Source organism: Bordetella genomosp. 7, from assembly GCF_002261415.1.
Classification (GTDB): domain Bacteria; phylum Pseudomonadota; class Gammaproteobacteria; order Burkholderiales; family Burkholderiaceae_B; genus Bordetella_A.
Genome location: NZ_NEVI01000009.1, coordinates 1 through 23,921, shown reverse-complemented (window position 1 = coordinate 23,921; position 23,921 = coordinate 1). Strand labels below are relative to the sequence as shown.

General features: G+C 65.4%; 24 protein-coding genes. 4 read left to right on the top strand and 20 right to left on the bottom strand.

Translation table 11 applies throughout. The annotated features are described in order from the left end of the window. Positions 1–3 precede the first annotated feature (3 nt). The 6 genes from paaN to paaA form a co-directional block, all read right to left on the bottom strand. Positions 4–1,668, bottom strand: a complete 1,665-nt coding sequence (gene paaN, locus CAL18_RS05485; RefSeq protein WP_094817487.1) for a phenylacetic acid degradation protein PaaN — start codon at positions 1,666–1,668, stop codon at positions 4–6. Positions 1,669–1,719: 51 nt separating this feature from the next. Next, entirely contained in the window at positions 1,720–2,808 is a 1,089-nt protein-coding gene (paaE, locus tag CAL18_RS05480) for a 1,2-phenylacetyl-CoA epoxidase subunit PaaE (protein ID WP_026639370.1), read from the bottom strand. Between the two features lie 18 nt (positions 2,809–2,826). Then, complete coding sequence (gene paaD, locus CAL18_RS05475) at positions 2,827–3,297, bottom strand: 1,2-phenylacetyl-CoA epoxidase subunit PaaD (RefSeq protein ID WP_094817502.1); 471 nt, start codon at positions 3,295–3,297, stop codon at positions 2,827–2,829. Positions 3,298–3,335: 38 nt separating this feature from the next. Continuing rightward, on the bottom strand, positions 3,336–4,100 hold the full coding sequence (gene paaC / locus CAL18_RS05470) for a 1,2-phenylacetyl-CoA epoxidase subunit PaaC (protein ID WP_094796238.1): 765 nt from the start codon (positions 4,098–4,100) through the stop codon (positions 3,336–3,338). A gap of 9 nt (positions 4,101–4,109) precedes the next feature. Beyond that, positions 4,110–4,394 carry a 1,2-phenylacetyl-CoA epoxidase subunit PaaB gene (gene paaB, locus CAL18_RS05465; RefSeq protein WP_026639367.1) on the bottom strand — a complete coding sequence of 95 codons (285 nt, stop codon included), beginning with the start codon at positions 4,392–4,394 and terminating at the stop codon, positions 4,110–4,112. A gap of 70 nt (positions 4,395–4,464) precedes the next feature. Then, positions 4,465–5,454 carry a 1,2-phenylacetyl-CoA epoxidase subunit PaaA gene (paaA, locus tag CAL18_RS05460; RefSeq protein WP_026639366.1) on the bottom strand — a complete coding sequence of 330 codons (990 nt, stop codon included), beginning with the start codon at positions 5,452–5,454 and terminating at the stop codon, positions 4,465–4,467. Between the two features lie 160 nt (positions 5,455–5,614). Here paaA and paaX point away from each other — a divergent pair, with 160 nt between their 5' ends. Beyond that, on the top strand, positions 5,615–6,592 hold the full coding sequence (gene paaX / locus CAL18_RS05455) for a phenylacetic acid degradation operon negative regulatory protein PaaX (protein WP_094817486.1): 978 nt from the start codon (positions 5,615–5,617) through the stop codon (positions 6,590–6,592). On the opposite strand, the gene orn is transcribed toward paaX, so the two are convergent. Continuing rightward, positions 6,582–7,127 carry an oligoribonuclease gene (orn, locus tag CAL18_RS05450; protein WP_026639365.1) on the bottom strand — a complete coding sequence of 182 codons (546 nt, stop codon included), beginning with the start codon at positions 7,125–7,127 and terminating at the stop codon, positions 6,582–6,584. The two genes, paaX and orn, sit on opposite strands and share 11 nt — an antisense overlap. Positions 7,128–7,175: 48 nt before the next feature. On the opposite strand from orn, the gene CAL18_RS05445 reads away from it, so the two are divergent. Both CAL18_RS05445 and rsgA read left to right on the top strand, forming a co-directional pair. Beyond that, complete coding sequence (locus CAL18_RS05445) at positions 7,176–8,435, top strand: M48 family metallopeptidase (protein WP_026639364.1); 1,260 nt, start codon at positions 7,176–7,178, stop codon at positions 8,433–8,435. Next, a complete protein-coding gene (gene rsgA, locus CAL18_RS05440) occupies positions 8,432–9,343 on the top strand; it encodes a ribosome small subunit-dependent GTPase A (RefSeq protein ID WP_094817485.1) in 912 nt (303 codons plus the stop codon). Before CAL18_RS05445 ends, rsgA begins: the two co-directional genes overlap by 4 nt. A gap of 31 nt (positions 9,344–9,374) precedes the next feature. On the opposite strand, the gene CAL18_RS05435 is transcribed toward rsgA, so the two are convergent. Both CAL18_RS05435 and rplS read right to left on the bottom strand, forming a co-directional pair. Then, positions 9,375–10,103, bottom strand: coding sequence for a CoA pyrophosphatase (locus CAL18_RS05435; RefSeq protein WP_026639362.1), 729 nt, complete (start codon positions 10,101–10,103; stop codon positions 9,375–9,377). 102 nt (positions 10,104–10,205) lie between these two features. Continuing rightward, positions 10,206–10,589: a 50S ribosomal protein L19 gene (gene rplS, locus CAL18_RS05430; RefSeq protein WP_026639361.1), complete on the bottom strand. Its 384-nt coding sequence runs from the start codon at positions 10,587–10,589 to the stop codon at positions 10,206–10,208. Between the two features lie 222 nt (positions 10,590–10,811). Between rplS and CAL18_RS05425 the strand changes: the two genes are divergently transcribed. Further along, positions 10,812–11,684, top strand: a complete 873-nt coding sequence (locus tag CAL18_RS05425) for a DMT family transporter (protein ID WP_094817484.1) — start codon at positions 10,812–10,814, stop codon at positions 11,682–11,684. A 13-nt stretch (positions 11,685–11,697) separates the two neighbouring features. Here the strand turns inward: CAL18_RS05425 and CAL18_RS05420 are convergent, their stop codons facing one another. The 11 genes from CAL18_RS05420 to CAL18_RS05370 form a co-directional block, all read right to left on the bottom strand. Then, on the bottom strand, positions 11,698–12,141 hold the full coding sequence (locus CAL18_RS05420) for a hypothetical protein (RefSeq protein ID WP_094817483.1): 444 nt from the start codon (positions 12,139–12,141) through the stop codon (positions 11,698–11,700). A gap of 11 nt (positions 12,142–12,152) precedes the next feature. Further along, positions 12,153–13,424: a PA0069 family radical SAM protein gene (locus CAL18_RS05415; RefSeq protein WP_094817482.1), complete on the bottom strand. Its 1,272-nt coding sequence runs from the start codon at positions 13,422–13,424 to the stop codon at positions 12,153–12,155. Between the two features lie 171 nt (positions 13,425–13,595). Continuing rightward, a complete protein-coding gene (locus tag CAL18_RS05410; protein ID WP_026639358.1) occupies positions 13,596–14,894 on the bottom strand; it encodes a sulfate adenylyltransferase subunit 1 in 1,299 nt (432 codons plus the stop codon). A 26-nt stretch (positions 14,895–14,920) separates the two neighbouring features. After that, complete coding sequence (cysD, locus tag CAL18_RS05405) at positions 14,921–15,829, bottom strand: sulfate adenylyltransferase subunit CysD (RefSeq protein ID WP_094817481.1); 909 nt, start codon at positions 15,827–15,829, stop codon at positions 14,921–14,923. A gap of 10 nt (positions 15,830–15,839) precedes the next feature. Next, the gene (locus CAL18_RS05400) at positions 15,840–16,592 is read right to left on the bottom strand and encodes a phosphoadenylyl-sulfate reductase (RefSeq protein WP_094817480.1); all 753 of its coding nucleotides are present in this window, start codon (positions 16,590–16,592) and stop codon (positions 15,840–15,842) included. Further along, positions 16,589–17,653 (bottom strand): sulfate/molybdate ABC transporter ATP-binding protein, encoded by a 1,065-nt coding sequence (locus CAL18_RS05395; protein ID WP_026639355.1) that lies wholly within the window; start codon positions 17,651–17,653, stop codon positions 16,589–16,591. The genes CAL18_RS05400 and CAL18_RS05395 overlap by 4 nt, the downstream gene beginning before the upstream one ends. A 14-nt stretch (positions 17,654–17,667) precedes the next feature. Next, the gene (cysW, locus tag CAL18_RS05390) at positions 17,668–18,570 is read right to left on the bottom strand and encodes a sulfate ABC transporter permease subunit CysW (RefSeq protein ID WP_094817501.1); all 903 of its coding nucleotides are present in this window, start codon (positions 18,568–18,570) and stop codon (positions 17,668–17,670) included. Between the two features lie 8 nt (positions 18,571–18,578). Then, a complete protein-coding gene (gene cysT, locus CAL18_RS05385; protein ID WP_094796408.1) occupies positions 18,579–19,457 on the bottom strand; it encodes a sulfate ABC transporter permease subunit CysT in 879 nt (292 codons plus the stop codon). A gap of 22 nt (positions 19,458–19,479) precedes the next feature. Next, positions 19,480–20,499: a sulfate ABC transporter substrate-binding protein gene (locus CAL18_RS05380; RefSeq protein ID WP_094817479.1), complete on the bottom strand. Its 1,020-nt coding sequence runs from the start codon at positions 20,497–20,499 to the stop codon at positions 19,480–19,482. A gap of 198 nt (positions 20,500–20,697) precedes the next feature. Continuing rightward, the gene (locus CAL18_RS05375) at positions 20,698–21,339 is read right to left on the bottom strand and encodes a peroxiredoxin (protein WP_026639351.1); all 642 of its coding nucleotides are present in this window, start codon (positions 21,337–21,339) and stop codon (positions 20,698–20,700) included. A gap of 144 nt (positions 21,340–21,483) precedes the next feature. After that, complete coding sequence (locus CAL18_RS05370) at positions 21,484–23,310, bottom strand: acyl-CoA dehydrogenase (RefSeq protein ID WP_094796233.1); 1,827 nt, start codon at positions 23,308–23,310, stop codon at positions 21,484–21,486. Positions 23,311–23,921 lie beyond the last annotated feature (611 nt).

Here is a 23,921-nt window from a genome sequence, read left to right as displayed (position 1 = left end):
CGGTCAGATATGGCGGCGCGTCTGCACGACGCGGAAACGGTTGGCCACGAACGCCGAATCCGACAGCGCCGCATTGGCGGCAGGGTTGGCGCCGGTGCCGTGGAAATCGCTGAAGGCGGCGGTCTGGTTCACGAACACGGGGCCGGTCAGGTTCATCGACAGGGCCACGCCCGCCAACTCGGCGGCATTCTGTACTTGACGCGCCACGTCGTCGTCAGACGTGTACGCTGCCAGCGACAGTGCGCCATGCCGGACCACGCTGTCACGCGCCAGGTCGATGCTGTGCGCGGTGCTGTCGGTGGCCACCACAAAGGCTATCGGGCCAAACCATTCCTTCCAGATCGCCGCGTTGTCCGCGTCGGCGCGCAGCAGCAGGGGCGAGCGGGTCCGGGCGCCTTCGAATTGCGGGTGTGCCAACGGCTGGCTGTCGGCCACGACCGGCAGCCCCAGCGAGCGCGCCTGCTCGATGCGCGCGGCGATTCCTTCGTTCTGCAGGGCCCCGGTGAGCTCGACTGCCTTGGCCGGATCGCCGCACACCTTGCGCAAAGCGTCGCCCAGCGCCGCGGCCACATCGTCGAAACCGACGTGGCCGTCGGCCGTCCGGATGCCGCCGCGGGGCACGTAGATGTTCTGCGGCGCCGTGCACATCTGGCCCGAATACAGCGCCAGCGATATCGCCAGGTTGCGCGCCATGCCTTTGAGATCGTCGGTGGAATCGATGATCACCTGGTTGACGCCCGCCTTTTCGGTGTACACCTGCGCCTGCCGGGCGTTTTGCTCCAGCCAGTCGCCGTTGGCATTGCTGCCGGTGAAGTCGATGATCTTTACGGCGGGATCTTGCGCCAGCTGCCGGGCCGTGTCGTCATCGGCGGCATGCGCGGCCAGCTGCACGATGTCCGGATCGAAGCCCGCCTCGGCCAGTACCTGGCGGGCCACCTGCACGGTGATCGCCAGGGGCAATATTGCGCCCGGGTGCGGTTTGACGATGACGGTATTGCCGGTGGCCAGGCTGGCAAACAGCCCCGGATAGCCATTCCAGGTCGGGAATGTGCAGCAGCCGATCACCAGCGCGACGCCGCGCGGCACGATGGTGAAGCGCTTTTCCATCTTGATGGGATCGTGCTTGCCCTGCGGCTTTTCCCAGGTCACCACGCCGGGGATGCGCGACATTTCCTGCCAGGCATAGGCCACTGCTTCGACGCCGCGGTCCTGCGCGTGCGGCCCGCCCGCCTGAAACGCCATCATGAAGGCCTGGCCGGTGGTGTGCTGCACGGCATGGGCGATTTCGAAGCTGCGCCGGTTCAGCCGGGTCAGGATCTCGAGCGACACACCCACCCACGCCTGCGCGCCGGCGCGCCGCCATTGCTCCAGAGCCCGGCTGGCGTTGCGCACCAGCGTGGCCGGCGGCACGCGCGGATACGCGATGTCCAGCGCAAAGCCGTAAGGCGACTGCTCGCCGCCCACGGCGCCTTGCGCGCCGCTCAGCTCGATTGCAAAAGCCTTGCCGCGCAGCGCCTGGAAAGCCGCCTGCCCTTGCTCGGCGGCCGTCTCGCCATAGTGGCGCGGGCTGGGCGACTCGGCAAACGGGCTCCAGTAGCCCCTGTCGGCGGCAGCGGCCAGCGCGCGCTCCAGCAAGGGCTTGTGGCGTTCAAAGAATTCTGATGACACAGGCAGTCTCCGTGTGAGTATGGCTTGAATGTAGGGTGTGGGCCAGGCGGCTCAGGTTTCCTGATCGAAGTCCAGCACCAGCCGGTCTGTGACCGGGTAGCTCTGGCAGCTGAGCACGAAACCGCGCGCCACTTCATAATCTTCGAGCGCGAAGTTGGCATCCATGTCCACTTCGCCTTCGATTACCTTGCACCGGCAGGTTGAACAGACGCCGCCTTTGCATGAGTAAGGCAGTTCGATGCCCTGGGCCAGCGCCGAATCGAGCACGCTGTCCTTGTTCTTGTCGATAAAGAAGCTGCGCCGGTGGCCGTCCTGCACCACCGTGACCTCGCATTGCCCCTTGCCGGGAGCGGGCGGCTGATCGCGCCCGGTGCGCAGCGCGCGCGGCCCGCGCGGCGCGCCAAACAGTTCGAACTTGATGTGCGACTTGGGTATGCCCCGGTCCTGAAGGCGCTGCACCACGCTTTCGGTCATGGTCTGGGGGCCGCAGACAAAGGCGTAATCGATCTCGTCGACCCGCAGCCAGGAAGACAACAGTTCGTCCACCTTGTCGCCATCCAGGCGGCCGTTGAACAGCTCGATATCCTGGCTTTCGCGGCTCATGATGTACACCAGCGAAAACCGTTCCATGTAAAGGTTCTTCAGGTCTTCGATCTCTTCGCGAAACAGCACCGACGACGACGCGCGATTGCCGAAAAACAGCGTGAAACGGCTGTGCGGCTCGGTGGCCAGAGCGGTTTTCACCAGCGAAAACACCGGCGTGATGCCACTGCCGACCGCGAACGCCACATAGTGGCGCCGATTTTCCGCAGCGAAATCCACGGTAAAGCTGCCGGCCGGCGGCATTGCTTCGAGCGTCTGTCCGACCTGCAGCTCGTGATTGGCCCAGCTGGAAAACACCCCCTCGTCGACTTTCTTGATCGCCACGCGCAAGATGCCGTCGCCGGGCGCCGAACAGATGGAGTACGAGCGGCGCAGTTCCTGGCCGTCGAGCTCGGTGCGCAACGTCAGGTACTGGCCGGGACGGAAGGCGAACTGCGCGCGCAGGTCATCGGGCAGGTCGAAGGTCACCACCACCGCATCGCGCGTGTTGCGCGCAACCGATGCGACCTTCAAGGGATGGAACAATGTCTGGCTCATGGCGTGATGCTGCCCTGCTCAGTGTGTCTTGAAATAGTCGAACGGCTCCCGGCACGCCGCGCAGCGATACAGGGCCTTGCATGAAGTCGATCCGAAATGACTGACCAGGCGCGTGCGGGTCGAGCCGCAGTGCGGGCAGGCCACGGTGGGCTGCGGCAGGCGGCGGCTGATGCCGGACACGTCGATGGCGCGTTCCGCCGGCGCCGCGATGCCATACTGCCGCAGCGCCTGGCGGCCGCGTTCGGTTATCCAGTCGGTTGTCCAGGCGGGCGCCAGCCGGGTCTCGATACGCACCGGCGCCACACCATGCCCGGCCAACGTGCGCTCGATGTCATGGGCGATTTCGCGCATGGCGGGGCAGCCGGAATACGTAGGCGTGATCGTCACCACGCAAGTTGCGCCGTCCCAGGCGACGTTGCGCACCACCCCCAGGTCCACCACCGACAGCACGGGGATCTCGGGGTCGGGCACGCTCTGCAACCACGCCATGATCTGGCGCGGGGTCGCAGCGGCGCTGGCGGCAGCGCTCACCACACGGCCCCCGGATGGGCGCGCGGCACGGACTGCATCTCGGCCAGCAGATAGCTCAAGGCTTCGGTGTGCCGGCCCTGGCGGCCGCCCTGCAGCGCGGCGTGACCGGATTCGGACGGGTCGGGCATGGACAAGGTGGCTTCGTCCAGCACTTCGCGCACATGGGCCAGCCACGGTGCGCGCAAGGAGGCCAGTTCACACCCTATGCCGCGCGCGGCCAGGTCGCGATCGACCGCGTCGTCCAGGAACAGTTCGCCCGTGTAGCGCCATGCGTCGTCCACGGCTTCTTGCATGCGCGCATGGCTTTCTGCGGTGCCGTCGCCCAGCCGCACCACCAGGTCGGAAGACCGGCGCACGTGGTACGTGACCTCTTTCAGCGACTTGCCCGCAATGGCCGCCACCCGTTCGTCGCTCGAGCGGCTCAGCTGCCCGAGCGCGAAGTAATGCCACACATCGAAGAAGAACTGCCGCGCCATCGTGTCGCCGTAGTGCCCGTTGGGGCGCTCGACCAGCGTTGCATTGCGGAACTCGTGCGCGTGCCGCCAGTACGCCAGCGCGTCCTCGTCGCGGCCCGCGCCTTCGACTTCGCCGGCCAGGGTCAGCCACATGCGCGCCTGTCCGAGCAGGTCGAGCGCGGTGTTTGTCAGCGCCAGGTCTTCTTCCAGGGCCGGGCCATGGCCGCACCATTCGGACAGGCGCTGCGACAGCACCAGCGTGGTATCGCCCATGCGCAGCAGGAACTCGAAAAAAGGCTTGTCCATGTAGCCGCCCTACATATGCTTGATTTCGTCGGGCATGGGGAAAAACGTCGGATGCCGGTACACCTTGTTGTTGGCCGGATCGAACAGGGGTTCCTTGTCGCCCGGGCTGCTGGCCACGATGTCGCAGGCCCGCACCACCCAGATGCTCAGCCCTTCGTTGCGCCGCGTGTATACGTCGCGCGCGTGGTTCATCGCCATTTCTGCGTCCGGGGCATGCAGGCTGCCCACATGCTTATGGGCCAAGCCGTGCTGGCTGCGGATGAAGACTTCCCACAGCGGCCATTCCTTGCTCATGATGCGTGTCCTTCACTGACTGGCCGGCAGGCCCGGCCCGAAAACAATGTTGCCCGTCGCGCGGCGCGGGTCAGGCTACCTTGCGGCGCTCGTGCTTCTCGGCATAGGCGGCCAGGCCGTCGCGCACCCAGGCGCCTGCTTCGTGGGCCTTCTTGCGCGCCGCCAGGCGTTCGCGATTGCACGGGCCATGGCCCTTGATCACGGCGTAGAACTCGTTCCAGTCGATTTCGCCGAAATCGTAATGGCCGCGTTCCGCGTTCCATTTCAAGTCGGGATCGGGAACCTTCAGGCCCAGGTATTCCGCCTGCGGCACGGTCTGGTCCACCATCTTCTGGCGCAGCTCGTCGTTGGAAAACAGCTTGATTTTCCACGCCATCGACTGCGCGCTGTTTGTCGACTCGGCATCGGAGGGGCCGAACATCATCAGCGCCGGCCACCACCAGCGGTTCAGGGCATCCTGGCACATCTGCTTCTGCTCGGGCGTGCCATGGCGGCACATCTGGATCAGCAGGTCGTAGCCCTGGCGCTGGTGGAAAGACTCTTCTTTACAGACGCGCACCATGGCGCGCGCATACGGGCCATATGAACAGCGGCACAGCGGAATCTGGTTGATGATGGCCGAGCCGTCGACCAGCCAGCCGATCATGCCGATGTCGGCCCAGCTCAGCGTGGGGTAATTGAAGATGCTGGAATACTTGGCGCGCCCGGCGTGCAGATCGTCGACCAATTCGTCGCGGGACGCCCCCAGGGTTTCGGCCGCGCTGTACAGGTACAGCCCATGGCCGCACTCGTCCTGCACCTTGGCCAGCAGAATGGCCTTGCGCTTGAGCGACGGCGCGCGGGTGATCCAGTTGCCCTCGGGCAGCATGCCCACGATCTCGGAATGCGCATGCTGTGATATCTGGCGAATGAGCGTCTTGCGGTACGCCTCGGGCATCCAGTCTTGCGGCTCGATGCGCACCCCTTCGTCGATGCGGCGCTGGAATGCCTGTTCCTGGGCAGAAAGCTGGTCAAGGCTGCGAACCTGCTTTACGCCGGTATCAACCAGTTGAGCGTACATGATCGTCTCCTGTGGGTCGGCGCCGCTGCGACGGCGCGCGCCAGCCATAGGCATGGCCAAGCATGAGACGATTATTTAATACACAAATTCAATTGTCAAACCTATTTTTGTATCACATTAGATATGTGTATCATATTGCGCAATGTCATACGCACAACCGATGGCTGACTCCCCGCCCACCTCGTCTTCCCTGGCGCGCTACGTCGCCCACCTGCTCACGGACGATCCGCCCCGCGCCAAGTCGCTGTGCGTCAGTCTGCTGGGCGATGCGCTGGCCTGCCACGGCGGCGCCATCTGGCTGGGAAGCATCATCGAACTATTGGAGCCTTTGGGCATCAACGAACGCCTGCTGCGCACCAGCGTCTTCCGCCTGGTGGCGCAGGGGTGGCTGCAGGCCGAGCGCCATGGGCGGCGCAGCCTGTATCAATTGTCGGACCAGGGGTTGCGCCATACCGAGCATGCTTCGCAGCGCATCTACGTCGGGCCGGCGGCCGACTGGAACGGCGAATGGACGCTGGTGGCGCTGCCGCGCCTGGGCAACAGCGGCCTGGCCGAGCGCACCGAACTGCGCCGCGAGCTGGACTGGGAAGGTTTCGGCATGATCGCGCCCGGGCTGTTCGCCCACCCTCGCGCCGACGCCCACACGGCGCACGACATTCTGGAAAAACTCGGCATCGCCGATAAGGCGCTGGTGCTGTCCGGGCGCGACCAGGCCGGCCCCGCCGGCCTGCCTATCGCCAGTCTGGCGCCGCAATGCTGGAACCTGGATGAACTGGCCGGCCAGTACCGCCACTTCTTGCAGCAATTCGGGCCTTTGGAAGCGCTACTGGAAGGCGCGCTGGAGCCTGCCGACGCCTTTGCCGCCCGCATGCTGTTGCTGCACACGTGGCGCCGCATCGTGCTGCACGATCCGCAGCTGCCGGTTCCCATGCTGCCGGAGCAATGGCCCGGGCACGCCGCCCGGCAGTTGTGCGGGCGGCTGTATTGGAAACTGTTCGACGCGTCCGAGCGTCATCTGGACGCCGTGGCGGGGCGCGACAATGAACGCTACACGCCGCTGGCGCCCAGCGTATACAGCCGCTTCGGCGGCCGGCCGGATGCAGGCCCCGAGCGGCGCGGCGCGGCCGCTACACCTTGAGAAGGTGCTCGCGGTAGTACTTCATTTCTTCAATGGATTCGTAGATGTCGGCCAGCGCTTCGTGGCGGCTCTTTTTCTCGAACCCCTTGTATACCGCGGGCGCCCAGCGGCGCGCCAGTTCCTTCAGCGTGCTGACATCCAGGTTGCGGTAATGGAAGAAGCGTTCCAGGTTGGGCATGTAGGCGTACATGAAACGCCGGTCCTGGCTGATGGTGTTGCCGCACAGCGGCGACTTGCCCGCCGGCACGTGCTGCGACAGAAAATCGAGCAGTATCTGCTCGGCCTGCGCCTCGGTCAGCGTGGAAGCGCGCACCTTGTCGATAAGGCCGCTCTTGCCGTGGGTGGACTTGTTCCAGTTGTCCATCGCCTCGAGCAGGATTTCGGGCTGATGCACCACCAGCACGGGGCCTTCGGCCACCACGCTGAGATCGGGCTCGGTGACCACTACCGCAACCTCGATGATGCGCTCTTTGGTGGGATCGAGCCCGGTCATCTCCATATCGAGCCAGACCAGGCGGTTTTCGTTCGCAGCCATATAATTTGCCTTTAAAACACTGCATTTTCTCATACCCCCTGCCCCGCCGTGCCATTGACTACGCTTACTTTCCTTTTTGTCGCCTTCCTGCTTGCCGATATCGGCGTGCGGCTGTGGCTTGCATCGCGCCAGATCCGCCACGTGGCGCGGCACCGCGGCCAGGTCCCGCCGGAATTCGCGCCCCGCATCGGGCTGGCGAGCCACCAAAGGGCGGCCGACTACACGGTGGCACGTGTGCGGCTGGGCATGTTCGAACGGGTATACGATGCCGCGCTGCTGGTGGGGCTGACGCTCCTGGGGGGCCTGCAGGCGATCGACATGCTGGTGGCCCAGGTCACCACGCACGACCTGCTGCGACAACTGCTCCTGTTGGGCAGCGTGGCCTTGCTGCTGGGGCTGCTGGGCCTGCCCTTCACCTTGTGGCGGCAATTCCGGCTCGAGGCCCGGTTCGGCTTCAACCGCATGACGCCGGGCCTGTTCGCGGCCGACCTGTTCAAGGGCCTGGCGGTCGCGCTGGTGCTCGGCACGCCGCTCGCGGCGGCCATCCTGTGGCTGATGGCCGAGGCCGGCAGCCTCTGGTGGGTATGGGCATGGGGCCTCTGGACAGCCTTCAACCTGTTGCTGCTGTTCATCTACCCCAGTTTCATTGCCCCGCTGTTCAACCGGTTCACGCCGCTGTCCGACCCCGAACTGGCCGGCCGCATCAAGCAACTGGCCCAGCGTTGCGGTTTCGCGCTCAACGGGCTGTTCGTCATGGACGGATCCCGCCGCTCGGCCCACGGCAACGCTTATTTCACCGGCTTCGGCCGCTCGCGCCGCATTGTGTTCTTCGACACGCTGCTGGCGCGCCTGAACGCCGACGAAATCGAGGCGGTGCTGGCGCACGAACTGGGCCACTTTGCCAAGCGCCACATCATCAAGCGCATTGTGTTCAGCTTTGCCGCCGCCCTGCTGTTCTTCGCGCTGCTGGGCTGGCTGTCGCAGCAGCCCTGGTTCTACGAGGGCCTGGGCGTTCTGCCGCGCCTGGATGGCCGCAATGACGCCATGGCGCTGTTGCTGTTCTTCCTGGTCACGCCGGTATTCACGTTCATGTTGACGCCGGTCGCCAGCTGGTATTCGCGTCGCGACGAATTCGAAGCCGACCGCTATGCAGCCGCGCAAAGCTCGGCCGGCAAGCTGGTGTCGGCGCTGGTCAAACTGTACGATGACAACGCCGCCACCCTGACGCCGGATCCCGTGCATTCCGCCTTCTACGACAGCCACCCGCCCGCCGCCGTGCGCATCCGCCACCTGATGCAGGCCGCATGAGTTCCGCCGCAGCCCTGCTGGAAGGACGCATCGTCTCGGCGCATGGCCGCCATTATGTGGTCGAGTTTCCCGACGGATCGCAGCGGCAATGCTACCCGCGCGGCAAAAAAGCCGGGGCGGCCGTGGGCGACCGGGTTCGCATCAGCCCGCAGGGCCGCGACGAAGGCGCCATCGACGCCATCCTGCCTCGCACCAACCTGTTGTACCGATCGGACGAAACCCGGTCCAAGCAGTTTGCCGCCAACGTCGACCAGTTGCTGATCGTGGTGGCGGTGGAACCCACTTTTTCCGACGACCTGGCCGGACGCGCGCTGGCCGGCGCCTGGAGCGCAGGCATCGAACCTCTGGTGGTGCTCAATAAAGTCGACCTGACGGCCGGGGTCGAAGAAGCGCGAGCCAGGCTTGCGCCGGTGCGCGCCCTGGGCGTGCCGGTCATCGAACTCAGTGCGCACGACACGGCCACCGTCCGCTCGCAGCTCGCCGCGCGCCTGGCCGGGCGCACCACCCTGCTGCTTGGCCAAAGCGGCATGGGCAAATCCACCCTGCTCAACGCACTGGCGCCCCACGCCGACGCGGCCACGCGCGAACATTCCACCGCGCTCGACATGGGGCGGCACACCACCACCAGCACCCGGCTGTATCACTTGCCGCCGCCCGGCGGCGATCTGATCGATTCGCCCGGCTTCCAGGCTTTCGGCCTGCAGCATCTGTCCGGCGCCGACATCCTGCGTGGCTTTCCGGAGTTCGCGCCACACATCGAGCACTGCCGCTTCTACAACTGTTCGCACCGCCACGAACCGGGGTGCGGGGTGGTGGCGGCGCTGAAGGCGGGCGCCGTCGATGCCGGGCGTTACGCCTTGTACTGCCGCATTCTCGAAGAAAGCGAAGCCGCGCAGCAACGCTACTGACCAGCCGGGCCGTTACCCGCGCGCTGCCGCGTCAGCGTTCTGACGCGAGCCGCTGCCGCACCAGGTGATACAGGTTGCGCAGCATGCCCGCCGTGGCGCCCCAGATAAAGTGCCCCTGCCAGGGCATTGCGTAGTATTGCCGCTCGCGGCCGTCGGGCAACGGCGCGCGATACAGGCGATGATTCGCCGGGTTCATCAGAAACGACAGCGGCACTTCAAAAACTTCGGCCACTTCGAATGAGTCGGGCGCCAGCGTAAAGCCGGGCCGCACCAGCGACAGCACAGGGGTAATCGAAAAACCCGTGGCGGTCAGGTAGTTCTGCATGCTGCCCAGCACTTCCACGTGGTCGATGGGCAAGCCCGTTTCTTCCTCGGCTTCGCGCAGCGCCGCCGCCACGGGCGATGCATCGAAGGTTTCGATGCGCCCGCCCGGAAAACTGACCTGCCCGGCGTGATCGTACAAGTGCGCGGTACGCTGGGTAAGCATGACGCTGACGCCCGCCTCGCGCATTACCAGCGGGATCAGCACGGCCGCCAGCACAGGCGCGCCCTCGCGGCCCGGATGACGATGCTCGGTGGAACCCAGGGCGTCTTGCGGCCATGGGCCCGGCTGGCTAAGCGCTTTGCGCAACAGGTCGGGCGCGAGCAAAGCCGGCGGCACAGGGGCCAGCTCGGCGTCGGCGGTTTGCCAGGGTTGCGCTGCGGGGTCGAACGAAGGGCCGGCCGGAGGCCGCCGGGGGCGAGTGGTAGGGTCAGACATACCTGCTGCTAACGTGAAAAAGGCACCTGTGCAGGTGCCTTTTTAACCCGGATCGCTGACCAGCGCGGCCGTACCGGCAAAGCCGGGGCCGCGCCAGCGTCATCAGGCAGCCGACTTGGCTTGCTTGATGACGAGCTTTTCCTTGATGCGGGCCGACTTGCCCGAACGGCTGCGCAGGTAGTACAGCTTGGCGCGGCGCACGTCGCCGCGACGCTTGACTTCGATGTTGGCGATCTGGGGCGAATACAGTTGGAACGTACGCTCGACGGCTTCGCCCGACGAGATCTTGCGCACGATGAACGAAGAATTCAGGCCGCGGTTGCGCTTGGCAATGACCACGCCTTCATAGGCCTGTACGCGCTTGCGGGTGCCTTCGACAACGTTGACGCTGACCACCACGGTATCGCCAGGGGCGAATTCGGGCAGGGTCTTGTCGCCGGTCAGGCGCTTGATTTCTTCCTGTTCCAGGATAGCGATGAGGTTCATATGAACTCCGAGACCATCGTGCTTTGCGTTGTGCTTTGCGTCGTTATGACGCTACTGTCGGCCGCGACGGCCATTCGTGGTGTGCGCAAAGTAGAGGATGAGGTTTGGTAAACCCAGCATTCTACAATAAAAACCGAGCATTCGCTGCCTGGCGAATCGGGGTACCCTTAGCCCTCGCGCGCACTGTAACAAACCCGTAACCTTCCCCGGCCGCCGCCTGCCATGTCGTCCACGTCCCTGTTGTTAGTCATCCTGGCGGCGATGGCGCACGCCACCTGGAACCTGCTGGCAAAACGGGCGGCCATGGTCGGCCCCGTGTTCGTATTTTCGTACGGCCTGTGCGCCGTACTGTTATACGCCCCCTGGGTGACGTGGATATTGGTGGACGAAGGCATCACATGGACCTGGCCCGTGGTGCTGTGCATACTCGCGTCCGGCGCGCTGCACCTGGCCTACAGCCTTTGCCTGCAGCGCGGCTACCAGGTTGCGGACCTGTCGGTGGTCTACCCTATCGCCCGCGGCACCGGCCCGCTGCTGTCTACCACCGGGGCCTTCCTGTTGCTGGGCGAAACGGCGACCGCCACCGGCATTGCCGGCATGCTGTGCGTGGTGGGCGGCGTACTGTTGATCGCGACGCAGGGCCGCCTGTCGCTGTTTCGCCAACCTCAGGCCTGGACCGGCGTGCGATGGGGCGTGCTGATCGGCGTGTTCATTGCCGCCTATACGGTGGTGGACGCCTATGGCGTCAAGGTGCTGCTCATCATGCCGGTGCTGTTCGACTGGCTGACCTGTGTGGCGCGCACGCTGATCATCGCGCCGCACATTCTGCAGCGACGCGCCGAAAACTGGCAGGCCATGCGCGGACACTGGCACCTGGCTATCGCCGTGGGCGCGCTTTCACCGTTGGGGTACATATTGGTACTGTACGCCCTGCGCAACGGCGCGCCGCTTAGCCTGGTTGCCCCGGCGCGGGAAATGTCGATGATGCTGGGCACGCTGGCGGGGTGGTTCCTGCTGCGCGAAAAAGTCAGCTTGGGGCGGCTGGCCGGCTGCGCGGCCATCCTGGCGGGCGTGGTTCTGCTGGGATCGAGCTGAGCGCGTCGGCGCCTCAGAACCCGGCGGCAGCGCCCAGCCACATCAGGCCGGGTATCAACGCCGCCCACATGGCAACCAACAGCACGTCCGTTACCATCTGGCGAACCGGGACGCCCGCCGAGGCAGCCTGCGCCGCCGTACCCAGCGATTGGCTATGGGCGGCTTGCTGGCCGCGCGCGTCGGCACTGCGCACGCCGGCGCCGTGCACCCCGAAGGCGCCTGCCGCAGGCCCGGCGGCAGGCACCGGCGCCACCACGCCGGCCGGCCGGGCCATCGCAGGGGAAGGCGTCAGGGCTGCCGGGTGGCCGGTGCGCGGCCCGCTTGCCGAGAACGGCCATTTGGAAGCCAGGCGCAGCGCGCCGGCGGCACGGCGCGCCAGCCTGCGCGGCGCCCAGGCCGACAGCCGTGAGGGCGGCAGCGTCGCAAGAGAATCGGTGACAAGCGTAGCGGTGGTCATGAGAGCTCCGTTCAGAATAGCGATAACTGCGACAGCGCATGGCCGGGCCGTGCGCCCCCCTGCCCGCGGGCAGCGCCCGTCAGGGCCGCGGCGACGGGCGGCTGGAACAAATGCGTGGCCAACTGCGGCCTGGTAGTGTTGAGCCCGTGCTTGCGCACGGCCAGGCCGAAGCGCTGGCGCAGCAGATCGGCCCACAGGCCGGTGCCGCGCATGCGGGTGCCGAAATTGGGATCATTGCGCCGGCCATTGCGCAGATCTTCGATGCGATGCAGGACGCGCTGGGCGCGATCGGGAAAATGGGCCTGCAGCCATTCTTCGAACACGGCCCGCACTTCCCAGGGCAGCCGCAATACCGTATAGCTGGCATAACAGGCGCCCGCCTGGCTGGCTTCTTGCAGAATGTGTTCGAGGGATTCGTCGTTGATGAACGGAATGACGGGTGCCACCAGGACGCCCACCGGCACACCGGCATTGGCCAGGGTGCGCACGGCTTGTACGCGCCGCCACGGCGCGGACGCACGCGGCTCGAGCGTGCGCGCCATGTCGGTGTCGAGCGTGGTGATGCTGACGTAGACCGTCACCAGGCGCCGTTCGGCCAGCGCCCGCAGCAAATCGAGGTCGCGTTCGACCAGGGCGTTCTTGGTGACCAGCGTGGCCGGGTGGCCCGTTTGCAGCAGCAATTCGAGCACGCCGCGCGTCAACTGCCACTGGCGTTCGATGGGCTGATAAACGTCGGTGGCCGAACCGATGTTGATAGGCGACACGCGGTAGCCCGGCCGGGACAGTTCGGCCCGCAGCACATCCACCGCATTGGCCTTGGCGATCAGGCGGGTTTCGAAGTCCAGCCCGGGCGAATAGCCCAGATAGGCATGGGTGGGGCGCGCATAGCAATAGACACAGCCGTGTTCGCAGCCCCGATACGGGTTGACGGCCACGTCGAAGGGGATGTCGGGTGAATCGTTGCGTGACAGCAGCTTGCGCGCCTGCTCGGCCTGCACCGAAGTCTTCAGGACGGGCGGTTCCGCTGCGATGGGAATATGACGCGCGGGGGCGGCGCCGGTAGCGCAGCCGGCCTGGCCGGTGACATCGGGGGTGGCGTCGCCCTGGCCTTCCAGGTTATCGGGCGGCAGGTGGGTGGCGGCCCAGCCGTCATCGGCGGGCGTGCGCTCTGTTTGAAGAAACCGATGCGCCACATTAGTAACCGCTCCCCGGCCGCGCGAGGCGGCGGGGGCGGCAGCCGGGGACCCAGAACCGGCGAAAAAAGCGTGATTGGCGCGTTGCATGAAAGTACTGTACAAAAAACCAGTACTTCCGGCAAGCCCCATGCCCTGAAAAAGCGACGTCTCACTTTACCGCAAGACGCGCCGCCCGTCCGGGGAAATCGATCCGGCCCCGGTTAAATCCCCGTAAACCCGCATGGCTGTTGGGTTTAGCCGAAAAACAACAGCGCCGCCCTACCGCACCATGCCTGCCGCGGCGGTCTGGTGCGTGGCCTCGTCGATCAGGATAAAGGCGCCGGTGGCCGGGGCGTCCGCATAGCTGTCCAATGCCAGCGCCTCACGCGTCACCAGCGTGACGCGGCCGATGTCGTTCATGGTCAGCATGCCGGTTGCGTTGGCGACTTCCTGCAGCTCATGGATATCTCGCTGCGACAGCACTTCGCGGACCTTTGCCGAGGTCAGGCGGGTGCCGTGCTTGAGCAGGTACCTGCGCGCGGGATTCAATGCCTGCCCATCCAGCCAGCACAGTTCCGCCTCGAACGCCCGCGCCACCCGCGCAGGGGCATCGGCGTGCGACAGCACATCGCCGCGCGACACGTCCACGTCGCGGTCGAGCACCACGGTGACGGAATCGCCCGCCACCGCCGCAGCGACGCTGCGGTCGAAGGCCAGGACTTCCTGTACGCGCGCCGTGACGCCCGAGGGCTGCACAACGATCTCGTCACCGGGCCGCAATGTCCCGCTGGCCACGCGGCCGGCGTATCCCCGGAAATCGTCGGGACCGTCGCCGCCATGGCGGGCCACCCACTGCACCGGAAAGCGCAACGGCCCGGCCGCCGCGGAATCTTCCACCCCCAGTTGCTCCAGCAGGCTGAGCAGCGGCGGCCCGTCATACCAGGGTGTGCGCGGCGACGCGTGGACGACGTTGTCGCCTTCCAGCGCCGACAGCGGCAGCACATGGAACCGCGAGATATCCAGACGCCGCGCAAGTTCTGCATAGGCGTCGCTGATCCGTGCGAACACGGCGCTGTCCCAGTCCAGCAGGTCCATCTTGTTCACCGCCACGATAATGTGCCGGATGCCGAGCAGGCGCGCGATGGTGCTGTGCCGCTTGGTCTGCGGCAGCAGCTTGCCGTCGGCGGCCCGGGTGGCGTCGATCAGGATGATGGCCGCATCGGCGGTCGAAGCGCCGGTGACCATGTTGCGCGTGTATTGCTCATGGCCCGGCGCGTCGGCCACGATGAACTTGCGCAGCGGGGTCGAAAAATAGCGGTATGCGACATCGATAGTGATGCCCTGCTCGCGCTCGGCTTCCAGGCCGTCGGTCAACAGGGCGAAGTCGATGCCGTCGCCCGCCACGCGTTTGTATTTCGCGCGCGAGATCGCATCGAGCTGGTCGGCAAACACGCCCTTGCTGTCATACAGCAGGCGGCCGATCAGGGTGGATTTGCCGTCATCGACCGAGCCGGCGGTGATCAGGCGCAACACGCCGTTATCGGCGCCTGAAAGAAAAGAATCATTCACAGCATTCATGGTGATAAGTCCGATGCTCAGTCAGTTCAGAAATAGCCTTCTTTCTTGCGGCGCTCCATCGAGGCTTCGGAAGTCTGGTCATCCATGCGGGTGGCGCCGCGCTCGGTGATGTCGCTGACGGCGGTCTCGGCGATGATGGCCGCGGGGTCGGCCGCGTCGGATGCGACGGGGCAGGTGCACGAGATGTCGCCCACGGTGCGGAACCGCACCGCCAGGCTCTCGACCCGCTCGCCATCGCGCGGCGGCGTGAGCGGCGTCACCGGCACCAGCAGCCCGTTGCGGCGCACCACCTCGCGGCGATGGCTGTAGTAAATGGACGGCAACGCAAGCTGCTCGCGCTGGATGTACTGCCATACGTCGAGCTCTGTCCAGTTCGAGATCGGGAACACGCGCATGTTCTCGCCCTGGTGAACCCGGGTATTGAAGAGGTTCCACAGTTCCGGGCGCTGGGCCTTCGGATCCCATTGCCCGAACTCATCGCGAAACGAAAAGATCCGCTCCTTGGCGCGCGCTTTCTCTTCGTCGCGGCGCGCGCCGCCTATGCAGGCATCGAAGCCGAATTCTTCGATGGCTTCCAGCAGCGTGACGGCCTGCGCGGCGTTGCGCGAATCGGTCGCGCGCCGCAGCACCACGCTGCCGCGCCGGATCGAGTCCTCGACGCTGCGCACCAGAAGGGTTTCGCCCAGCTCTGCCGCGCGCCGGTCGCGAAACGCGATCACTTCGTCGTAGTTGTGGCCGGTGTCGATATGCATGAGCGGAAATGGAAACCTGCCCGGACGAAACGCCTTCTCGGCAAGCCGCAGCAATACCACCGAATCCTTGCCGCCCGAAAACAGCAGGACGGGCTTGCTGCACTCGGCTGCCACTTCGCGCAGAATGTAGATCGCTTCGGATTCGAGCCAATCCAGGTGGCTGCGATTGATCACAACAGACATATTCCTTCCTTTACACAGAAGCTGCGTGCGTGGGCTCGACGGCCACGGGGATGACGCGATTGCCTGCGTGCAGGCCGCATTCTTTAGAGCTGGATGATTCCCACCACCACCGCCCCGCGCGCACGTCTTCGCCCGGGCGGACGGCTCGCGTACAGGGTTCGCACCCTATCGACGGATAGCCCTGGTCGTGCAGGGGGTTGTAGGCAATGCCCAGCGCGCGGATGGCCTGCCAGACATCGTCCTCGCTCCATGCCGCCAGGGGGTTGAACTTTTGCAGCCCGAACACCGCGTCGTGTTCTTGCTCGGGCAGTTCGCCGCGCGTGGCGGCCTGCGCCCTGCGCTGCCCCGTTATCCAGGCGCCACGGCCGGCCAGCGCGCGCGTCAGGGGTTCTACCTTGCGGATCTGGCAGCATGCCTTGCGCAGTTCGACGCTTTCGTAGAACGCATAGGCGCCGTGCGCCTGCACGTGGGCCTGCACGGCCGACTCGTCAGGGCGGTACACCGTGACCGCCCGCCCGTAGCGGGCGTGCACCACATCAAGCATGCCCAGCGTCTCGGCATGCAGGCGGCCCGTATCCAGGGTGAAAACCTCCAGTGCGATTCCGCTGTCGTAGATGGCGTGCGTGAGCAGCATATCTTCGGCGGCCAGCGACGAGGCCAGTGCCGCATCAGGGTATTCTCGGGCAATGTCGGCCAGGCGCGAGCGCAGCGCGTCCCATCGCTTTGCCAGGGCGGGTGTCATAGACGTGTCGGATGTCGTCATGGCTGTGCGGCGAATATGCGTGCGCGGCGGGGCCGGGCCAGCAGGCGTTCGCCTTCTTTCAGGTTGAGTTCACGGTACAGGTGCTCGGGCACCTGCGCTTCGATAACGGCCTGCATGTCCTCGCGCTCCAGCTCGAGATGCGCGCTCGGGCCGGCCAGGTAGGCATGCTGCAGACGCACCGGAATCCCCCGGCCAGGCCCGCCGTCGCGCGCCAGATCGATCTCGTGCGGCCGCACATAGGCGACGGCCGGGCAATGCTCGGGCTGCATCAGGTGCGGCGCCGGCAGCTCAATGCCGTGGGCGCGCCAGACGCCGTGGCTGGCGTGGCCGTTGAATTGATTGACGTCTCCCAGGAATCCGTACACGAACGGCGTGGCTGGCGATTCCCAGACCTCGCGAGGCGTGCCCACCTGCTCGATGCGGCCGGCGTTCATCAACACTACCCGGTCGGCCACCTCCAGCGCCTCTTCCTGATCATGCGTCACGAACACGCTGGCCACGTGCAATTCATCATGCAGGCGCCGCAGCCAGCGGCGCAGCTCTTTGCGCACCTTGGCGTCGAGCGCGCCGAACGGCTCGTCCAGCAGCAGCACGCGCGGCTCCACCGCCAGCGCACGCGCCAGGGCAATGCGCTGGCGCTGCCCGCCCGACAGCTGCGCGGGATACCGGTCGGACAGCCAGTCAAGCTGCACCAGGCCCAGCAACTCATGCACCTTGGCGCGTATCTGTGCCTCGGACGGGCGGGTGGCCCGCGGTTTCACGCGCAGGCCGAAGGCCACGTTCTCGAATACTGTCAGGTGCCTGAACAGCGCATAGTGCTGGAACACGAAACCCACTTGCCGATGCCGCACATCCACGCCGGTGGCATCTTCGCCGCCAAACAATACGCTGCCGCTGTCGGCGGTTTCCAGGCCGGCGATGATGCGCAGCAAGGTGGTCTTGCCACATCCCGACGGGCCGAGCAAGGCAACCAGTTCACCGGTTTCGATATGCAGCGACACATCATCCAGCGCACGGAAATCGCCGAAGCGACGCGACAGATTCCTGACTTCGATACTCATGCGAAGCAACTCCCTCATGCGGCCGCGGGCCGGGCCAGCGGCGCGGGCACGGCGCCCGCTTCGAGCGGCGCATCGGCCATATCCGGCCGGGCGCTGCGCCACTCCACCAGGTTCTTGATCAGCAGCGTCACCAGCGCCAGCAGGGCCAGCAGCGACGCCACCGCAAAAGCCGCGGAGAACTGGTATTCGTTGTAAAGAATCTCGACGTGCAGCGTCATCGTGTTGGTCAGGCCGCGTATGTGGCCGGATACCACCGATACCGCGCCGAACTCGCCCATGGCACGCGCATTGCACAGGATCGCCCCATACAACAGGCCCCACTTGATATTCGGCAGCGTGACGCGCCAGAAAATCTGCCAGCCGCCCGCGCCCAGCGTCAGCGCGGCCTGTTCTTCCTCGCTGCCCTGCGCCTGCATCAGCGGAATCAGTTCGCGCGCGATGAACGGAAACGTCACGAACAACGTGGCCAGCACCACGCCGGACACGGCGTACACGATCTTCAGATCGTGTTGTTGCAGCCAGTCGCCCAGCCAACCCTGTGCTCCGAACAACAACACGAACACCAGCCCCGCCACGACCGGCGACACGGAAAACGGCAGGTCTATCAGCGTGATCAGGAACTGCTTGCCCCGAAACTGGAACTTGGTGATCGCCCAGGCCGCGGCGACGCCGAACACCAGGTTTACCGGCAGCGCCACCGCCGCCACCCACAGAGTCAGCTTGATCGCGCTCCAGGCATCGGGCTCGGTGATGGCAGCCAGGTACAGCTCCCAGCCTTTCTTGAAAGCCTCTGCAAACACCGCCGCCAACGGCGCCAGCAGGAACAGGGCCAGAAAGCCCAGCGCCAACGCCAGCACCACGCCGCGCACCCAGCGCGGCTCGGTCAGGTGGTCGGGCAGGCCCGGGCCTGCAGACATAAGCGTGTTCATGCCGGCCTCCCGCCGCGGCGCGCCTGCCATCCCTGCAGCAAGTTGATCAGCAGCAGCAGCGCGAAGGAAAACACCAGCATCACGGTCGCGATCGCGGCAGCCCCGGCATAGTCGAACTGCTCGAGTTTCGCGATGATAAGCAGCGGCGTGATTTCCGAAACCATGGGACGGTTGCCGGCGATGAACACCACTGACCCGTACTCGCCCACGGCCCGCGCGAACGCCAGGGCGAAACCCGTCAGCATCGCCGGCATCAGCGTGGGCAGCAGCACACGGCGTATCACCTGCCAGCGGCTTGCCCCCAGGCTGGAGGCGGCCTCTTCGAGTTCGCGCTCCACGTCTTCGAGCACAGGCTGCACAGTGCGCACCACGAACGGGATGCCGATAAAGATTAGGGCTACGACGATACCCACCGGCGTGAAAGCCACCTTGATGCCCAGCCACGATTCCAGCGGCCCGCCCAGCCAGCCATTCTTCGCATACAGGGCCGTCAGGGCGATGCCGGCCACCGCAGTAGGCAACGCAAATGGCAGGTCCACCAGCGCATCGACGATCTTCTTGCCCGGAAACCGGTAGCGCACCAACACCCACGCCACCAGCAGGCCGAACACCAGGTTCACCAGCGCCGCCAGCAAGGCCGCGCCGAACGTAAGACGATACGAAGCCACGACCCGCGGCGCGGTAACCGTAGCCCAGAAGCCGTCCCAGCCCAGGCCCGCGCTCTTGAGCGGCAACGATGCCAGCGGAATCAACACGAGCAGGCTCAAGTACAGCACCGCATATCCCATCGAAAGCCCGAAGCCCGGCAGGACGCCTGGCCGTTTATGTCGACGGGCAAGGGGCGCCGCCCCTGCCGCAAAGGTGCCGTTGCTCATGGTCGCCATATCTGCCATGCGGTTATTTGGGCTGGTAGATCTGGTCGAACGTCCCGCCATCGTTAAAGTGCGTCTGTTGCGCCTTCTGCCAGCCGCCGAAGATCGCATCGTCGATGGTCACCAGTTTCACTTGCGGAAACTGCCCGGCAAAGCGCGACGCGACCTGTGCGTCGCTCGGACGGTAGTAGTTGCGCGCGATGATTTCCTGCGCTTGCGGCGTATACAGGAATTCCAGATAGGCCTGGGCCAGTTCGCGAGTGCCTTTGCGATCGACGTTCTGGTCCACGATGGCCACGGGGGGCTCGGCAAGAATGGACAGCGACGGCACGACAATGTCGAACTTGTCCGGGCCCAGTTCTTTCTGTGCCAGGAACGCCTCGTTTTCCCAGGCGAGCAGTACGTCTCCCACGCCACGCTCCACAAACGTGGTGGTGGCGCCGCGCGCGCCGGTGTCCAGCACTGGCACGTGACGGAACAGCTCGGCCACGAACGCCTTCGCCTCCGCCTCGCTGCCATTGCCGCGCTGCAGCGCATAGGCCCACGCGGCCAGATAGTTCCAGCGGGCTCCACCCGAGGTCTTGGGGTTGGGCGTGATCACTTCCACCCCGTCCTTGACCAGGTCGCCCCAATCGTGAATCTGCTTGGGATTGCCTTTGCGCACCAGAAATACGATGGTCGACGTATAGGGCGAGCTGTTGCGCGGCAGGCGGCTTTGCCAATCCGAAGGCAGCAGCCCGCGGGCAGCGATGGCATCGATGTCGTAGGCCAGCGCCAGCGTCACCACGTCGGCATCCAGGCCGTCGATGACCGACCTGGCCTGCTTGCCCGATCCCCCATGCGACTGGCGGATACGGACATCGACGCCGGATTTTTCTTTGTACGCCTTGGCGAATGCCGCATCCACTTCGCGGTACAACTCGCGCGTGGGATCGTACGAGACATTCAGCAGCGTCAGAGAAGATTGCGCCTGCGCAGGCAAGCCCAGCACAAAAGCGGCGGCCAGCGTAGCCAGTGCGATCCAGGCGTTCTTTTTGGCAAACATGCTGCGGCATTCCCATATTTATGTGCAATGCAGGCAAGTTTGCGGGCTGCAAGGCCTAAATAGAACGAATCATTTTTTGGTTGCTCATCGCTTGTGGGCATAAGGCGCCAACCGGCACCCCAAAAAAAACCGCGCCTGAAGGGCGCGGCAAGCGGCACCTGGCGCGAGCGGCGAGTAGGCCGTCCGCGCCCGGGTAATTTACTTATTCGGCTGTGGCGTAATGCGCAGGTACGGGCGCACGGCCTTGTAGCCCTTCGGGAACTTCTGCTTGATGACTTCTTCGTCCTTCAGCGAAGGCACGATGATGACGTCATCGCCGTCTTCCCAGTTCACCGGGGTCGCGACACTGTGGCTGTCGGTCAGTTGCAGCGAATCGATGACGCGCAGGATTTCATTGAAGTTGCGCCCCGTGCTGGCCGGGTACGTGATGATCAGGCGCACCTTCTTGGCGGGGTCGATGACAAACACCGAGCGCACGGTGGCCGTGGCGCTGGCGTTGGGGTGAATCATGTCGTACAGCTCGGACACCTTGCGGTCTTCGTCGGCAATGATGGGAAAATTCACCGTCGTGGATTGCGTGTCGTTGATGTCGTCAATCCATTGGGTATGCGAGTCGACGCCGTCCACCGACAGCGCAAGCACCTTCACGTTGCGCTTGGCGAATTCGTCGGCAAGCTTGGCGGTATAGCCCAGCTCGGTGGTGCATACGGGGGTGAAATCCGCGGGGTGCGAAAACAGCACGCCCCAGCTGTCGCCCAGGTATTCATAAAAACGAATCGGACCAATCGAGGATTTTTGCTCGAAATCAGGGGCGGTATCGCCCAGGCGAAGTTGGCTCATGGAAGTCTCCGTGCGGGGTTGGTGTCACCGGCCACTTGCACCGGTGGACTGCAAAAGGCGACCCCGGAACCCGGGATCGATTCAGACGATTCTTACACCAAACCAGTATTACTGGAAATACGTAAGCGACATTGCTTAATTACATTAAGTAATATCGGCCTGCGCCGCGCACGCGTCCGCGATGTGCCCCGCTTGCACGGCGGCCGACAGCGCCTGGGCTCGCGGAAGGATCTGTGCACCGTAGAACAGCGCGGTCGCGAGCTTGGAACGGTAAAACGGGTCGCTGCTGCCGTCGGCCAGTTGCTGCTGGCACACCAGTGCCGCCCGCGCCATCTGCCATCCGCCATGCACCACGCCGGCCAGCATCAGGTAGGGCACGCTGCCCGCGTACACCGCGCGTATGTTGGACTGCGCGTGCTCCAGGATGAAGGCCACCGCGCCTTCGTAGGCCTGTATGGCCTGGTCGAAGTTCACACGCAGCAGCCCCAGGCTGTCGCGCCCGGTGGCCGGCGCCCGGCCAACCGCGGCATCCAGCGCCTTGAGCGTCTCGCGCATGGCCGCAATGATGGCGTAAGCCGTGGCCCCGCCATCCCGAAGCGTCTTGCGCCCCACCAGGTCATTGGCCTGGATGGCTGTGGTGCCTTCGTAGATCGGCAGGATCCGGGAATCACGGTAATACTGCGCGGCGCCGGTTTCTTCGATATACCCCATGCCGCCATGCACCTGCACGCCCAGCGAGGCCACCTCGACGGCGGACTCGGTTGAAAAACCCTTGACGACCGGCACGAGGTATTCGTAGAACGCGCGGTTGCGCGCCCGCACTTCGGCATCGGGGTGATGCACGCCTTTATCGTGCGCGGCGGCCGCCACGAACGACACGGCGCGCGCCGCCTCGGTCAGGCCGCGCATGGTAAGCAGCATGCGTTGCACATCCGGATGCCGTGCGATGGGCACCGGTCCGGCCGAACCCTCGATGGCCCGCCCCTGCACGCGCTCTTGTGCGTAGGCCAGGGCATGCTGGTAGGCCCGCTCGGACACCGCAATGCCCTGTTGCCCCACGCCGAAGCGTGCGGCATTCATCATGATGAACATATATTCCAGGCCGCGGTTCTGTTCGCCGACCAGGTAGCCCACCGCGCCCTCGCCCGCTTCGCCGTGCCCCGATCCGTACAGCAGCACGGCCGTGGGGCTGCCGTGTATGCCCAGCTTGTGCTCCAGCGAAGCACACCAGACGTCGTTGCGCGGGCCGAGGCTGCCGTCTTTGTTGACCAGGAATTTGGGCACGATGAACAGCGATATGCCCTTGACTCCGGGCGGGGCGTCGGGCGTGCGCGCCAGCACCAGGTGGACGATGTTCTCCGCCAGGTCATGTTCGCCGTACGTGATGAAGATTTTCTGGCCATTGAGCCGGTACGTGCCATCGCTTTGCGGCACCGCGCGGGTGGTTACCAACGCCAGGTCGGATCCAGCCTGCGGCTCGGTCAGGTTCATGGTGCCGGTCCATTTGCCGGCGATGAGATTGGGCACATAGGTCTGGCGCTGGGCGTCGGAACCCACCGTCAGCAGGGCTTCGATCACGCCATCGGTAAGCATGGGGCACAGTGAAAACGCCAGACTGGCCGCCTGGATGTTCTCGCTGGGCGGCGTGGCCACCAGCTTGGGCAGCCCCTGCCCGCCCCATTGCGCGGGATGCTGCAACCCTTGCCAGCCGCTGGCCGCGTAATCGGCGAACCCCTGGCGGAAACCGGGCGTCGTGGACACCTGCCCGTTGTCCCACCGCGGCGGCTGCGTGTCCCCGGCGACGTTCAGCGGCACGATGGCCTGCTCGACAAAGCGCGCGTTCTCGTCCAGGATGGCATCGACCAGGTCGGGCGTAACCTCTTCGAAGCCGGGCAATGCCAGAACCTCATCCAGGCCGGCCAGCCACTTCAGGTTGAATCGGAAATCCTGCAACGGTGTGACGTAGGGCATTGTGTCTCCTGGATGAATTCGCGGTGGCGGTGCTCTCCTTCGCCAATCTTAAACCCTTGGCGGTCTCGTGGCGGGCGAAAGCCGAACGCGGCAGGTGACGCAACGGCGCAACCCGCAGGGCCGGCAAGCGGCGCCACGCCCCGGCATCGCGGCAAGGCGCCGGGCTTGGGTGTTGAACTTCGCTGGGTAATGCCGGAATCTGGCGCCGGCCGTAACGCCGACTCGCGGCGATGCGTCGGTGCGACCGCCGCCGGATGACATGTCGGTGTCTGACTCCCGTAGGGTGTCAGACACCTTCGGAGGTACGTAAGACGCAAGGGGGTGTCAGGCACCTTCGGAGCCTGACACCGAATCCGACCGTCGCCGAGTGAGATGTCGGTGTCTGACTCCCGCAGGGTGTCAGACACCTTCGGAGGTACGTAAGACGCAAGGGGGTGTCAGGCACCTTCGGAGCCTGACACCTGAATATCCGACCGTCGCCGAGTGAGATGTCGGTGTCTGACTCCCGCAGGGTGTCAGACACCTTGCGCTTACAGCGCGTTGGTCAGTTCGGGCACGACCGTAAACAGGTCGCCGACCAGGCCGTAGTCGGCCACGCCGAAGATGGGCGC

Coding starts and splice junctions, on each gene's coding strand:
- paaE (WP_026639370.1), bottom strand. CDS start 2,808: ATGAGCCAGACATTGTTCCATCCCTTGAAGGTCGCATCGGTTGCGCGC.
- paaD (WP_094817502.1), bottom strand. CDS start 3,297: ATGGCGTGGTTGCAGAGCGTGCCCGACCCCGAGATCCCCGTGCTGTCG.
- paaC (WP_094796238.1), bottom strand. CDS start 4,100: ATGGACAAGCCTTTTTTCGAGTTCCTGCTGCGCATGGGCGATACCACG.
- paaB (WP_026639367.1), bottom strand. CDS start 4,394: ATGAGCAAGGAATGGCCGCTGTGGGAAGTCTTCATCCGCAGCCAGCAC.
- paaA (WP_026639366.1), bottom strand. CDS start 5,454: ATGTACGCTCAACTGGTTGATACCGGCGTAAAGCAGGTTCGCAGCCTT.
- paaX (WP_094817486.1), top strand. CDS start 5,615: ATGGCTGACTCCCCGCCCACCTCGTCTTCCCTGGCGCGCTACGTCGCC.
- orn (WP_026639365.1), bottom strand. CDS start 7,127: ATGGCTGCGAACGAAAACCGCCTGGTCTGGCTCGATATGGAGATGACC.
- rsgA (WP_094817485.1), top strand. CDS start 8,432: ATGAGTTCCGCCGCAGCCCTGCTGGAAGGACGCATCGTCTCGGCGCAT.
- CAL18_RS05435 (WP_026639362.1), bottom strand. CDS start 10,103: ATGTCTGACCCTACCACTCGCCCCCGGCGGCCTCCGGCCGGCCCTTCG.
- rplS (WP_026639361.1), bottom strand. CDS start 10,589: ATGAACCTCATCGCTATCCTGGAACAGGAAGAAATCAAGCGCCTGACC.
- CAL18_RS05425 (WP_094817484.1), top strand. CDS start 10,812: ATGTCGTCCACGTCCCTGTTGTTAGTCATCCTGGCGGCGATGGCGCAC.
- CAL18_RS05420 (WP_094817483.1), bottom strand. CDS start 12,141: ATGACCACCGCTACGCTTGTCACCGATTCTCTTGCGACGCTGCCGCCC.
- CAL18_RS05415 (WP_094817482.1), bottom strand. CDS start 13,424: ATGCAACGCGCCAATCACGCTTTTTTCGCCGGTTCTGGGTCCCCGGCT.
- CAL18_RS05410 (WP_026639358.1), bottom strand. CDS start 14,894: ATGAATGCTGTGAATGATTCTTTTCTTTCAGGCGCCGATAACGGCGTG.
- cysD (WP_094817481.1), bottom strand. CDS start 15,829: ATGTCTGTTGTGATCAATCGCAGCCACCTGGATTGGCTCGAATCCGAA.
- CAL18_RS05400 (WP_094817480.1), bottom strand. CDS start 16,592: ATGACGACATCCGACACGTCTATGACACCCGCCCTGGCAAAGCGATGG.
- CAL18_RS05395 (WP_026639355.1), bottom strand. CDS start 17,653: ATGAGTATCGAAGTCAGGAATCTGTCGCGTCGCTTCGGCGATTTCCGT.
- cysW (WP_094817501.1), bottom strand. CDS start 18,570: ATGTCTGCAGGCCCGGGCCTGCCCGACCACCTGACCGAGCCGCGCTGG.
- cysT (WP_094796408.1), bottom strand. CDS start 19,457: ATGAGCAACGGCACCTTTGCGGCAGGGGCGGCGCCCCTTGCCCGTCGA.
- CAL18_RS05380 (WP_094817479.1), bottom strand. CDS start 20,499: ATGTTTGCCAAAAAGAACGCCTGGATCGCACTGGCTACGCTGGCCGCC.
- CAL18_RS05375 (WP_026639351.1), bottom strand. CDS start 21,339: ATGAGCCAACTTCGCCTGGGCGATACCGCCCCTGATTTCGAGCAAAAA.
- CAL18_RS05370 (WP_094796233.1), bottom strand. CDS start 23,310: ATGCCCTACGTCACACCGTTGCAGGATTTCCGATTCAACCTGAAGTGG.